8 protein-coding genes are annotated in these 14204 nt (G+C 41.4%); 5 read left to right on the top strand and 3 right to left on the bottom strand.

Going from position 1 to position 14204, the window contains the following annotated elements; all coding sequences use genetic code 11:
• Positions 1-150: 150 nt before the first annotated feature.
• The gene (locus IPI59_04860) at positions 151-540 is read right to left on the bottom strand and encodes a YraN family protein (GenBank protein MBK7526879.1); all 390 of its coding nucleotides are present in this window, start codon (positions 538-540) and stop codon (positions 151-153) included.
• Positions 541-665: 125 nt separating this feature from the next.
• On the opposite strand from IPI59_04860, the gene IPI59_04855 reads away from it, so the two are divergent.
• On the top strand, positions 666-1658 hold the full coding sequence (locus tag IPI59_04855) for a bifunctional phosphoglucose/phosphomannose isomerase (GenBank protein MBK7526878.1): 993 nt from the start codon (positions 666-668) through the stop codon (positions 1656-1658).
• A 4-nt stretch (positions 1659-1662) separates the two neighbouring features.
• Here IPI59_04855 and IPI59_04850 read toward each other — a convergent pair whose 3' ends face one another.
• Complete coding sequence (locus IPI59_04850; GenBank protein MBK7526877.1) at positions 1663-2460, bottom strand: IPT/TIG domain-containing protein; 798 nt, start codon at positions 2458-2460, stop codon at positions 1663-1665.
• Positions 2461-2713: 253 nt separating this feature from the next.
• On the opposite strand from IPI59_04850, the gene IPI59_04845 reads away from it, so the two are divergent.
• The 4 genes from IPI59_04845 to IPI59_04830 all read left to right on the top strand — a co-directional run bounded on the left by IPI59_04845 (position 2714) and on the right by IPI59_04830 (position 11287).
• On the top strand, positions 2714-8137 hold the full coding sequence (locus IPI59_04845; protein ID MBK7526876.1) for a hypothetical protein: 5424 nt from the start codon (positions 2714-2716) through the stop codon (positions 8135-8137).
• A 75-nt stretch (positions 8138-8212) separates the two neighbouring features.
• Positions 8213-9910 (top strand): M28 family peptidase, encoded by a 1698-nt coding sequence (locus IPI59_04840; GenBank protein MBK7526875.1) that lies wholly within the window; start codon positions 8213-8215, stop codon positions 9908-9910.
• 169 nt (positions 9911-10079) lie between these two features.
• Positions 10080-10769, top strand: coding sequence for a tRNA (adenosine(37)-N6)-threonylcarbamoyltransferase complex dimerization subunit type 1 TsaB (tsaB, locus tag IPI59_04835; GenBank protein MBK7526874.1), 690 nt, complete (start codon positions 10080-10082; stop codon positions 10767-10769).
• Positions 10770-10942: 173 nt separating this feature from the next.
• Entirely contained in the window at positions 10943-11287 is a 345-nt protein-coding gene (locus tag IPI59_04830) for a helix-turn-helix transcriptional regulator (protein ID MBK7526873.1), read from the top strand.
• Positions 11288-11456: 169 nt separating this feature from the next.
• Here the strand turns inward: IPI59_04830 and IPI59_04825 are convergent, their stop codons facing one another.
• Positions 11457-14006: a TonB-dependent receptor gene (locus IPI59_04825; protein MBK7526872.1), complete on the bottom strand. Its 2550-nt coding sequence runs from the start codon at positions 14004-14006 to the stop codon at positions 11457-11459.
• Positions 14007-14204 lie beyond the last annotated feature (198 nt).

Here is a 14204-nt window from a genome sequence, read left to right as displayed (position 1 = left end):
TTGTTTGAGCCAAGCAAAAATACGCATAGTAAATATATAGATAGGGTATGGTTTTTTAGACTTGGTTTATTGCTAAACAGTAAAGGTAATTTATCCGGATTTTGTTGCTAAACTTACAAAGCCAGCATTAGAAAAAATATTTTAAAAGTTTTATTCTGTCGCTTCATCGTAAAACCAAAAAGCATCGGGCAGGTGTTTTAAAGGCCATGCGTGAGGTGGCAAATGAGGTAGTATGGTTATGCTTATAATATCGAATTGAATTTGACCGATAAAGCCCGTTTGGGTTATCCATGCTTCGGCAGCCATTGCCAATAAGGCTTTTTTGCGCGGGCTTAGGGTTTCTTCCGGATGCCCATACTGCAAGTGTTTCCTGCTTCGTACTTCAACAAAGGCCACAGTTTGATTATTGAGTTGGGCAATTATATCAACCTCGGCACGTTTGTAGCGCCAATTAGTAGCCCTAATTTGATAGCCACGCTGTAATAAATACGCCTGTGCTAATTCTTCGGCTTGCTGCCCTCGCTGGTTGTGTATGGCCATAAATGCGCTATTTAAGCCGTTAAATTAAGCAAATTAATGGATAGTTTATAAAAATTGCCGCACTAAACTGTATTTTTGTATCCTTGTTTATTACCTTGCCAAATTAAAACATAGCTTTATATAATATGATGAACGAACTTATCGCCGCCTTCCCTCAACAACTGCGCGAAGCGGTTGAAATTACAAAAAATACCTTCATCAAGCCAATATCTACACCTGTTAAAAATATTATGGTTACAGGCTTGGGTGGTTCGGGAATGGGGGCAAATATGGTGTACGATTTGCTGAACAGCCAACTACATATTCCTTTTATGGTTAATAAAGATTATGTGCTGCCTGCTTCGGTAGGTGTTGGCACCTTAGTTATTGCCTCTTCGTACTCGGGCAACACAGAAGAAACCTTAGCTGCTTTTGAGCAAGCCCGTCAAAGGGGTGCGCATATCGTTTGTATAACATCGGGCGGCAAATTAGCCCAATTAGCACAGCAATACCAATGCGATATTGCCTTTATGCCGGCGGGCAAACCCTCGCCACGTGCTTGCTTGGGTTACTCGTTGGTACAACAGTTGCACGTATTGGCTGCTTTGGGTTTTGCCAAGCCTCAAATTTTAGATGCTATAGTGGTAGCCGCTAACTGGCTCGATGGGCAAACACCTCAAATACAAACTGAAGCGCAAAATTTGGCCAACGGACTTATTCGTAAAATTCCGGTAATATATGCCCCTGCTCATGCCGAGTCAGTCGCCATCAGATGGCGACAACAAATTAACGAGAATAGTAAAATGCTGGCATGGCATCATGTAATTCCCGAAATGAATCATAATGAACTGGTTGGCTGGCGTATTTTTAACGACCAACTTGGGGTAGTGTTTTTTGAGTTAGAAGACACCCACCCACGCACTGCCCTCCGGATGCAATTAAACCGCGAACTAATAAGTCAATACACACCTCATATTTTTAGGGTGCAGGCCAAAGGGGTGTCGCTGCTGCAACGCATCTTGTATTTAACCTGTTTAGGCGACTGGCTATCGTGGTATTTAGCTCAATTACGCGGTGTTGATGCCATGGAGGTAAACGTAATTGACCAGCTTAAAAATGCGTTGGGTAAGGTAAACTAAAATACTAAAATACGCTGCAAACAAGTTGCCGCCCATCAATAGTAGAAGTTAGCAAAATAACTTTCGCATCGTTGGTTAAACCCACTAATTTGGGGTCAATTAATTGGCCGGTATAGGTTTCTTTACTGCCATTTGGCTTGGCGGTACGGTCAATGGTAATTTTTATATCGCTGGTTTTTTTGGCCGCATCAAATTTAAAATACCCCGAAATTGGATTGTGGTTTAGAAAGTGCTCCTTGTCAAAATCGCCGTACAATTCTTCCGAGGCTCCGCCTTCGGCAGTCGAAACTACTTCGTCAGGGTCGCCTGTTCCGCCAAAATTAAACAAACCTAATTTGTGCTCGCTGTTAAAAACATTAACCCATTGGTTGTCAAAACTGCCCGGAAAAGTAGATGGCGTTTCGGGAATAACAATTACATTGGGCGATGGTGGTAAATTATCCGGATAGGAACTCCAAACATCAAAGTTTTTTTGAGCGGTACATTCATCTAAAACCAAACTTAGGGCTAAACTTCCCGATACACCCGTAGGTACTTTGGCAATAATTAGTGTTGGCGTTACCGAAACTACTTCGGCAGGTTGCGTGCCAAAATTAACGGTATAATTTGAGTCAAAATTGGTGCCTATAATTTGCACCTCGTGGCCGGGTGGATTGGCCGGAGGGGCTATTTTTGTAATAGTAGGCGGTAATTCACAATCGGCTAAATTGCTTGTAACGGGGCAACCTTGCCATACAAAGGCTAAAACAAATAAGGTGCTAATAAAAAAATAGCGTTGAGTAGTTGTGGTTGTGTTTTGCATTTTAATTGTTATGTTTATTTTATGAAGTGAATGATTGCGAGACTAATTAACTGATTTGCAAAATTAACTAAAGTTTTGATAACTGAAAATAACATGGCTGATAGATTAAATTATAAAACATGTATTAGGGTGTTTTAATCCGGATATTTTACCTGTACCAAAGCAAAGATGCGGCAAAGTATCGAAAAAACGCAGTATTTTACTAAATTTGTGGCCTGATTATCTCAACGTATTTATTTTTTGTTTATTTTTTATGCGTTTTACTTTATTTATAGTCGCTGTGATATGGTTATTTGGGGCGATTTTAATCTCGAATTTGACTTTTGGACAAGCCAATTTTTTTAAAAACTTAACCGATATTGCTGTTAAAGATAATGCCAATTTAGCAATTCCGGATTATGGCAATGCCCAAACCAACCCGTTTTTTAAAACTTTGGTAAACAATGGCATCCGCTCATTTTATGCTATCAATCCTGCTGATTTGGCTATGTATTTAAGCCAAGCCCCCAACGAAGATGGCAACCCAAATGCTTCCGGATTATTATTGCCCCTACCTTTGCCCGATGGCAGCACAGTGGAATTTGAAGTAAAACATTCGCAAATAGTGCACGAAAAACTCCGGCAAAAATATCCCGAGTTAGCTACGTTTACCATACAAGGCTTTGAACATAAAAGCGCATCAGGGCGTATTTGCCTCACCAAATTGGGCTTTCATGCCTTTATTTTTATGCCTCATTTGGGCAAAACTCTGGTCATTGACCCCTATCATCTTCAGGCAACCCACCTTTTACAAGTCTATTTTTTAGAAGATACACCCAAGCCCGGCGGTATTTGTAGCGTTGGCCAACAGCACCTTACCCCCGAATGGTACGAGGCCATAAACAATAAACAAAAAAGTGATTTTGCCAATGGCGACGAATTACATATTTACCGGATTGCCATTTCGGTTGAGGCCGAATATACTAATAAATATGGCGGCGTTGATAATGCTTTAGCTGCTACCGTTCAAATGCTAAACGACCTAAACGCCATTACCGAACACGAAATAGCAGTGCGTTTTGAAATGGTTGCCAACAACAATTTGCTTATGTTTACCGACCCCGCAACCGACCCATATAACGGCAATAACAACGACATGTTAGACCAAAACCAAACAGCAGTTAGTGAAAAAATTGGCTGGGATAACTATGACCTTGGCATTGTACTTCGCGAAAGTGATGGCGTTGGAGGTGTTGCCTATGTAGGTAATGTCTGCGGCGATTTAAAAGGCAAATTGGTTTCGGCAAATGCTGTTTTGGTGTTAGCACACGAGGTAGGCCACCAATGCGGGGCCATGCATACCTTTAACAGCATAGCCGGCGGATGTAACGGCAACCGCAGCGGCGATACTGCCTACGAGCCGGGCAGTGGCAACACTTTAATGGGGTATTTTGGCTTGTGCGGCAATGATGATATGCCCGGCAGCGAATTGCCAAACTACCATGCTAACTCGTTCGAATCAATAATTAAATACATGTTTCAGGGCAATGGCGCAAGTTGTGCACAAATACAACCTACGGGTAACACTATCCCCACCTTACAAGTACCGGCCAGCAATTTTTTTATTCCCATTGCTACCCCTTTTTACATGGCTGCGACTGCCAACGACCCCGACAACCAAACCCTCACCTATAGCTGGGAGCAATACGATTTAGGCCCCGCCGGCACCCCTAACGAACCACAAAAAAATGCCCCACTCTTTAGGGTGTTTGGCCCTGTTGAGCAAGTGATGCGTACCTTTCCGCAAATTAGCGATATTGTAAACAATACCCACACCTTAGGCGAATTGCTGCCCAATACCAACCGCGACCTTCATTTTAGATGCGTTGTGCGCGATAATGCCGCCGGTGGCGGTGCAGCCGATTTTGCCGAAGTAGCCTTTAAAACCACCGACTTTGCAGGGCCTTTTTTGGTTCTTTCTCCAAATGGCAACGAAAAATGGACAGCCAACACCACCCGAACAGTAAAATGGGATGTGGCTAACACGAACCTAACACCCGTTAATTGCCAAAAAGTAAATATCATGTTCTCGGCTGATGGAGGTTATAGTTATGAAGACCTGGCTCTTGATTTGCCTAATACCGGAAGTGCAACGGTTACGGTGCCAAATTTGCCCGGTAATACTTTCCGGATTGCTGTTGTTGCTGCCGACAATGTTTTTTTTGATATCTCGGATGCCAATTTTACAATTTATCCTGAAACCAATATTGATTACGAACTACAAGCCGAGCCTTCGCAAATAATTGCTTGCACTGCCGATACTGTGGTATATAATGTTTTGCCTTATCCATTAGGTACATATAGCGCCGATATTACTATTACTGCAAATGGGTTGCCTGCCGGCACTTCCGGATATTTTGAAAACAACGGCAGTAGCATCACCCTAAAAGCCGGGCAAACTACTACTTTTACAGTGGTAAATGTTCAACAGGTACAAACCGGTAATTACCCTATAACTCTTACTGCCAATAGCGATAGCGTGCGCACCGCCACCATTGAGTTGGTACTGCCCGGCACCTCCGACCCTAATGCCAACAACGCCCTCGAAATTACCAGCAATAACGGCAATTTTACTATTCAAAACCTAAATTGGCAACCTAACGAATTTACAGTCGAGTTTTGGCTCTATCCTTACGATTTGGCCAATTTTAACCAAAGTATTGGCGAGTGGGGCAAATTTAAGTTTCATACTAGCACAAAGGGGGCAATTTATTGCGGCACCGATGCTAATTCGCGCTTCGATACCGATGATATTCCCGAAGGTGCTATTAAAGTAAACGAGTGGCAGCATATAGCCTTTGTTTACGATAACGGACGAGCCTATATGTATAAAAATGGCGATTTGTTGGCCACCAAAATTTGGATGGAAAAAAGTGCACCCTGGACGGATGGGTTAAAAATTGGTGCCGTAGGTGCATCGGCAATATCGGGGCGTTTAGATGAGTTTAGAATTTGGGGGGTAGTCCGCACCACTACCGATATTAGGCAAAATATGCACCAAGCCCTTACCGCTTGCGAAACGGGTTTAAAAGTATATTACCAGTTTAACCAAATAACCAAAAGCACTGTTGTTGATGTTACAGGCGCACATAATGGAAAACCTTTGGGCGGTATTGACTTTATAGCATCGAGTTTACCTCTGGCGCAAGGCGCAACCGCCTCACTGCCCGAAACAGCCGAGTTTACTCCTTACAACAATGCCGATATTGAAGCGGCAAGCAATAGCCCAATTAGCAACGCTAAATTAACCATTGCCAGCCTTAACGCAACACCTAACAGCACACAAGGCGTTGATGCCGAAACCATTTACAGTAACCGATACTGGGTGGCTTGGCGCCACGAAAATAACTCGAAAAAAATTGATGCCAACCTGCGCTTTACCCTTCCTTACGACCTTACGGCTATAGAAGCCGCTAACCCACTTCAAATGATTTTATTTGGCCGACCCGCCGGCAGCGACGGCCCTTGGAGTATTGTTACAGTTGGCAATGAAGTAAACGCCGACTCAAACACGGTAACCTTTAATAACGTGCCAAGTTTAGGGCAATATTTAGTTAGCCGCAGCACTAAACCAATTATAAGCACCAATTTACTGCCCGAGTTTTGCCCAACACCTAAAAACGAGTGGTCAAATGAGTTGAGTTATAATATAAAAGGCGTGAACCTTACCGAACAAGTTGTTATTACACCACCAAATAATGTGCAAATAAGTACGGTATCCGGAAAAAACTATGTAGAAGCACCAGCTACAATCACCTTAAATCCGGATGCGCAAGGCACGCTGCCCAGTCAAAAAATATATGTACGTTTTAAACCAACCGGAAATAATACCTTTAATGAAACTATCACCCACGAAAGTGTCAATGCCCAATCCAGCCTGGTGCAGGTAGTGGGCACCACCGGCGAGCAATACGAGGGCTTTTCGGGAAATGGTTTGCAGTTTGACGGCGTGGACGATTATGCCGTTTTTGACCCAACCAACTTATATATCAATAATTTTACCCTGGCTTGCTGGGTTCGCCCCGACGGTCCCCAAAAGGATTTTTGTGGTTTAGTATTTACTCGACACGAAAGTGGTGTGCATGGTATTAGCTTAACCGATAAAAACGAACTGCGCTACCATTGGAACGACGGATACTGGACGTTTGGCAGCAATTTAATTTTACCCGACAAGAAATGGAGTTATGTGGCCATAGTAGTAACACCCAGCAAAGCGTATTTATTTTTAAACGGACAGTACGCACAAAATACCGCCGACCACGAACCAGCTAATATGGATGGCGATGTTCGTATTGCCCACGACAGTTATGGCGACCGTTTTTTTAAAGGCCAAATTGATGAAATAAGAATATGGAACAGGGCACTTGGAACAGGCGAAGTACGCCAAACCATGCATCCAACCATGACATTAAACGATAATTGTTTAAACGGCTTGGTACATTATTTTCAGTTTAATCAAGTAGATGGCGATTTTGAAGACGTAATTGGCGGCGTTAAGGGCAGTTTACAAAGCAATACTAAATATGTGCCATCGTCGGGGCCGTTTGGCAAAGGCGTAGCAGTGCGCAAAGTTGAAAACGACGGGCCATTAGTGTTTGAAAATACAAACCTTTTGCTCAATTTTGACTATGCCATTAACGCCTCGATAGTTGTTACCAAATTGGCTATTGAACCATGGGGGCTTGAAGGCTTGTATGCCACCGACACACCTTTATCAAGCCAATACTGGATAGTTGAACGTTACGGCAATGGTGCGTTTAAATGCGACCTTACCTTTACCCCCTCCGAGCCTCTCGAAGCCTATTTACAAGGCAACCCAAACCAGCTGGCCTTGTATTACCGTCCATTTAACAGCGACTCGGCATGGACATTGCTAAAAACTGCCGATGCCGTTGACATAGCCACTAATAGCGCCACCTTTAACGATATAACTCAGTTTAATTATCAGTATTTATTGGCAAAACAAACCTGTGCCAATCCGGTAACTGCTCAAATTCAGTTGCAATTAGAGGGCTTGTACAATAAAGCCGATAAAATAATGAACAATGATTTGTTAACATTGGGTGTATTGCCTAAAACGCAGCCTTTTAACAGCGCACCCTATTTTTATACCGGAGCAGAAACGGTAGTTAATTTTCCGGATAAAACAGTTAACTGGGTTTTGGTCGAGTTTAGAAATAAATTTAATTTCAATCAAATTGTTGAACGCCATGCGGCAATTTTATTAGCCGACGGAACGCTGGTAAACCCCTTCAATAATACATCCGGAGTTCCCTTTAACTGCCACTATGGGCAAGCAGTTTATATTACCGTAAACGCATGGGGGCATTTGGGGGCAATGAGCAGCAACCCTGTTTTGATTGAAGATGGTGTAACATTATACAATTTTGGCCTCGCAGGCAATAGCTGGGGCAATATTGGCACCATACTTTTACCCGATTTATATGGACTACCCGTTGGCGATGTTAATGCAGATGGAGTTATATCGGTATTTGATTTTAATGAACTAACTGCCAAGCAGGGCCAATCCGGATATTTACCCGCCGATTTAAATGGAGACGGGCAAATTAATAATAACGATATAGGCTTGTATTTGAAAAATGCAACAATCTTCTGGCCTAAAAAACTGCGCTGGTAAATGCACTCTTGGTGCTAAAAACAAACGAATATTAACAAGGCAGACACAATGTTTTTAAAATAAAATAATTATAATATGCGATTTTACACTTTATTAGCAATTTTTACCTTTTTTGCTCCTTCTATTGCATTAATTGCCCAACAGCTACCTTCAAACGCTTGCGAACTGCAAATTGAAAATTATAGGAAACACGTTGCGTACTTAGCCAGCGATGCCTTAGAAGGGCGCGGCACAGGCTCGGCTGGCGAAGCCAAAGCAGCCGAGTACATAGCACAGCAATATAAAGAAATAGGCTTGCAACCATTGGGCGAAAGTGGCAGCTTTTTTCAGCGTTTTGAGTTTTATGCAGGCCGTAAATATGCTAACGACAATTTTTTAACTATTGATGGACGAACCTACCCCTTGGATAGTGCCTATTTGCCCATGCCAAGGTCGGGTAATGGTAAAATATCCGGAAAAATTGTAGATGTGGGCTATGGTATTATTGCTCCCAATTTAAAACGCGATGATTATGCAAACATCAAACCGAAAGCCTTAAAAGGGCGAATTGCCTTAATGCGCTACCCTTCGCCCGATAACAACCCACACTCGGACTTTGCCCCCTATTTAGATGCCGATAAACGAGTGGCGCAAGCCATTGAACGCGGTGCTATAGGTGTGATTTTTGTAAATAACGATGCTGCCACGCCTAACCCCGAAGTTAATTTGGCTTTAAAATTAACCACTTACACAATTCCGGTGGTAATAGTTAAGCCGGGCAATATAGCCGATGTCTTGTTGGCAAAATCTGCTAAAAAAGCCAAATTAACGGTTCAGCTAAATCCAATTAAAAAAGTGGCAACTAATGTAATAGCACTCTTAGATAATAAAGCCCCATTGACGGTTGTTTTTGGTGCGCATTACGACCATTTAGGACATGGCGAAATGGGCGGCTCGTTATACCGAGGTCCAGCCGAAATACATAACGGCGCCGATGATAATGCAAGTGGGGTAGCAACCATTATTGAATTAGCGCGCTCTTTGCAAGATAATCCACGAATATCCTATAATTATTTGTTTATTGCATTTTCGGGCGAAGAACTCGGCCTTTACGGCTCGAACTACTATGCCAATAATCCTACTATACCTATAAATCAAATCACGGCAATGGTAAATTACGATATGGTAGGCCGGTTAAATGAGGAAAAACAAATACAAATCAATGGGTTTGGCACATCGCCGGTTTGGCAAATTATTCCCAACCTGTCAAATCCGGATGGGCTAAAAATACAAACTACCGAATCGGGAGTTGGTCCATCTGACCACACCTCGTTTTATTTAAAAAATATTCCGGTTTTGCATTTTTTTACTGGCCAACACAACGATTATCACAAACCCAGCGATGATACCGAAAAAGTGAATTTTGATGGTATGTGTAGTATCGCTAATTTGACCTTGGCACTTCTTGATGGTTTGCAAGACAAGGGGCAACTTGGTTTTACCAAAACACAAGACAGTAATAATGCTAATGCACCACGCTTTACGGTAACCTTAGGAGTAGTGCCCGACTATATGTTTGATGGACAAGGGATGAAGATAAGCGCTGTAAACGACGATAAACCTGCTCATAAGGCCGGACTTTTAGCCGGAGACGTTGTTACTGCTTTGGGTAAACATAAAGTAACTGACATGACCAGCTATATGCAAGCCTTAAGCCAGTTTAAAAAAGGCGATGCAACAAGTGTAACTTTTATCCGGAAAAACGTTAGTTTGACCATGCCTATAAATTTTTAACTTTTTTTAATTAATTACTGAAAACTAAAACATAAGTTTTATCGTTTCTTTATTAAATATAATTATTGATTTTTTTGTCGGCAGTAGTTTAGTTTGATAATTTAGTTTTGTTGAGTTATTTTTACTTTTATTATTGTGATTTATTTTAAATATACATTTTTGTGTTGAGATGCGAGAACATTGCATTTTAAGTATCGAGACTTCGGGTGAGTTGTGCTCCGTAGCGGTTGGAGTAAATGGCGTTATAATAGATACAATTACTGCAAAAGAAATCCGTAATCATGCTGCTCAAATTACCCAACTAATATATAATTTAATGCAGAAAGTAAACTTGCCTTTTTCAAGACTAAATGCCATTGCCACCAATAAAGGACCTGGCTCGTACACAGGGTTGCGCATAGGTGCAGCCGTTGCAAAAGGCTTGTGTTATGCACTAAATAAACCCTTAATTGCCGTTGACTCTTTGTTTGCTATGGCTAAGGCTGCAATAGATGAGTTTGGCCATAGTTCAAAGGAAAATGGCCAAAATAATAATTCCGTAGCATATATAGCCGTTTTAGACGCACGTCGCAATGACGTATATTTAACGATGTTGGATGACGTAGGCAATGAAATTTTGCCCAGCAAAAAAATAACAGTAACAACTGCTGCCGATATAAACTTTGCCAGCTCTTATAAAAATATAAATTTAGTGGGCAATGGCGCGGGTAAAGTACAGCCTTTTTTGCCCCTTACTGCAGCTATTCAATCTGCCCCAGATTTTCAATGCAGCGCAAACCATTTATACCAAATTGCTGCTACGCATTACAACGAACACAAGTTTGTTGACATGGCTTATTTTGAGCCTGCTTATTTGTAATTTATTATAGAAAAAATAAACAAAATTAAAAAAAATACCAAAGGTTATTGTGTAATGATAAATAATGTGTATATTTGTGGCAGATTTTAAACGCCCCCAAAATACCTAATTACACCCATTATTTTAATACTAATTTTTTTCTTTATTTCACATATTTTAACATTGGAACTATTATGTCTAAATCATCTAATGCTGATTCGATAACATTAAGGGCGAATTCTAAAAACCCAATAGTGTTAGATTATAGCCAACTGCGTAAAGCTGTTTTGGTATTGCGTGCTGTTAACCACAAGTTGCGCCAATCGATTGTACAGCTACTTGAAGAATCGGAAAAGTTAACGGTAACTGAAATTTATGTAAAATTACGCCTCGAACAATCTGTTGCTTCACAACATTTGGCTATTTTACGCCGCGCCGGTGTAGTAGTTACCGAGCGCGATGGTAAGTATATTTATTACACGCTTAACCATGACCGTATCAACGAAATTTCTGGTTTAATCGAAGAATTGGCTCGCTAATTTTTAGTTTGCCAAACATTCGGTTCTTTTACCATAAAGAATAAAGAGGCTACTTAATAATATTTATTATGAGTAGCCTCTTATTATTTATACGTTTTGCAGGTACTATATTTTTAGATAGTAAAACAAATAATTATCCGGAAATTTTTTTAAACTAAGCACCTGTCCCTTATTCGGTTGTTTTTTCTGTTAACAAAAGGGAGTATTTTAATTGAAATTGCCTTGGTGCTTCAATTAATGCTGGTCGCATCGAGTACTCGTGGTTAAAAAGGTTGTTACAAATTAACGTTAAAGTCGAGTTATTGGTAAGATGAAACAAAAGTCGCATATCGTAAATAAAATTGCCATCGTTAAACTCGTCTCGATATTTTTCAACGCCCGGAATTAACAAGTTAAATGCTTGGTCTATTGCCTCCATAAAACTAAAGTACCGCATACTTAAACCAATTGAAACTTTGCCCAATTTTGTTTCAATATCCGTTTTAGCGGTATGACGGTAACGGTATTTTAACACATTCTTATCAGAGGACGACAACATCCTTTCAACCTTGTTAAAGTTTTGAAACTGCGGGTTTATATAAGTGTATCCGGCTAAAAGGGTAGTGGGGAAGCCAAACAAATTGCCCTCGCCTGCTATAGAGGCATCAATGCCCGAAATGCGGGTGTCGCCAATATTTATAGATTGAAAACCTATGCCAAAATTAACAGGTATGCTAATAACGGAAGTGTCTAATTCAGGCCAGTATCCGGTGGCTACCAATATTTTCCGGAGGGGGTCGCTGGCACCAAATGTAAATTCCATCATATCGTAATATTCACTCCTAAAGCACGCCACATCTAAAAATCCCTGCCAGTCGCCAACTTTAAAGCCCTGCTTAATACCTATTTCGGCTGTCCAACCCGTTTCTGACTTTAAATTAAAATTTGGGTAAATGCCAATTGGTACATTTTTGTTGGCAAAATTAGCACTTCCAAGTGCAGTATTCAGGTATTTTTCGGCAATAGTCGGAAAACGGTATGCCTGCCCAAACGAGGCTCTGATAAAAGTGTACGACAAAGGATGGTAGTTTAATCCGGCCCTTAAAACGGGTTTTGCTTCGGTTTCCTCTTCAATAGTGTTGCGTTCGTAGCGCCCGCCTACCGATGCGTTTAATCGTTTGCCTAATTTTTTATCTAATTGCAGGTATCCGGCCAAATTGCTGGCGTTAAATTTGCCCGTTGGAAAAGAGTCGCTCGTATATAGCTCGGCATTAGCTTTGGTTTGGGTAGTTACTATGCCAGCGGTAATAGTAAGCCCAGCGTTTTTGTATTGCTGCTGATATTGATACTCGCCATATAAAATATCGCTAAGTGTGCTTTGGTCGGTATCGTTGCGGTTATAGTTTCGGTAATAACGGCCCAATAATTTATGCCTGCCACCACTTTTGTTAAAATATTCTACAAAAGGGTCAATGGTTAGCTTTTGCCCCCGGCCATTAATAGGTGGGGTACTGCTCCAAAGTTGGTAAGATCCTGCTTCGCCCACGTATCCGGGTTGCCCTTTGCTGATAGTGCCGTTACTGGTATTGTCGCGGTTCCAGATTAAAAAAGTACCGCTTCGGTTTAACATCGCATTAATGTTTACACCTATTGCCAAGCCGTTAATACTAGGTAGTCTGTAGCGCAAATTGGCATTTACCCGCCCCCGGCGTTGGTAGTCATGTTGTCGCCAGGTGTCGGAACTTAAAAAATAGGCACCAGTTACAAGGTCTAAATTATCAATTTTACGGCGATGCGATATAGAAAAACCAGCTTCAACCGGTGCTTTGTTGCCCCACCATGCTTTTTGTTGCCTCACGGTGTCTCCGTCGCTGTCTATCTGGGCAGTTCCGTCAGCATTCCAAGCTACATCGTTAGTAATATTTCCCGATGGTTTTTGGTAAATACCGTTAAATATGCTTATTTTTGTTTCGGGTGTATTTTTTGGGTAGGCAGTGCGCAGGTTTACAATGCCATTCATGGCTGCCGAGCCATACAATGCCGACGATGCACCTTTAATTATTTCAACCTGCGAGAGGTTTTCGATGGGCAAAAAATCCCAAAAAGGAAGCCCCGAGTCGGCAGTTAAAATGGGCAAATCGTCCATTAACAACATCACCCTGCTTCCGGCACCATAGCTAAAGCCGCTCCCACCTCTAATATTGGCTTGGTCGTCAATTACATCAACGCCGGGCACTTTTTGCAAGGCCTCATCTAACTGTTTGTTATTGCTGTTCTCAATAATTCCGGGCTTCAATACTTCTAACGATACAATTTGCTCGCTTAGTTTTTGTGCGTATTTGCTGCCCGATACAACTACCGTTTCTAAAAGCGCTTTTTCTTCTTCAAGTTGGGCGTTAAGGTTGATGCTATTATTGCTATTGCCTTTATCCGGAATGTTTACTTCGGTAGAATAAGTTACATAGCCTACCGAACTATAAGAAATGGTGTAACTACCCGGCGGAAGCCTTAACTCATAATTTCCATCAAAATCGGTTTGGGTGCCGCGCAATTTTTTGTTAATATAAGTTGTTACATTAATAAACGGCAAAGGGTCGTTAGTGGCCTTGTTAGCAATTTTGCCGTATAATCGAACCTCAAAAAGGGTAGGGGGTTGGCAATATAAAAACGGGCTTTTTATAAGCCACAAAAATAAGCCCGCTATAAATAAATAAAATGTACGTTGTAAAAGTTGTTTCATTAGAACGAGTGGAAGCAGTTTGTTGTTAATGTATAGGGATAAGTTGGCCTAAAGGTACGTTATTTATCCGGATATTTTTTTTCCTTTACTCGTAAAATATTACTTGTAATTTAATTCTTGTATGCCATTTTTTAGCTGCGAAATCACGAACGAAGTGCTAAAATGAAACCAAGCCTGTTCGTATTACACGCAACATCT

Source organism: Sphingobacteriales bacterium (assembly GCA_016706405.1).
In the GTDB taxonomy this organism is placed as follows: domain Bacteria; phylum Bacteroidota; class Bacteroidia; order Chitinophagales; family UBA2359; genus BJ6.
Note: the sequence above shows the minus strand (reverse complement) of the source record. Positions and strands in the feature narration are given on the sequence as shown.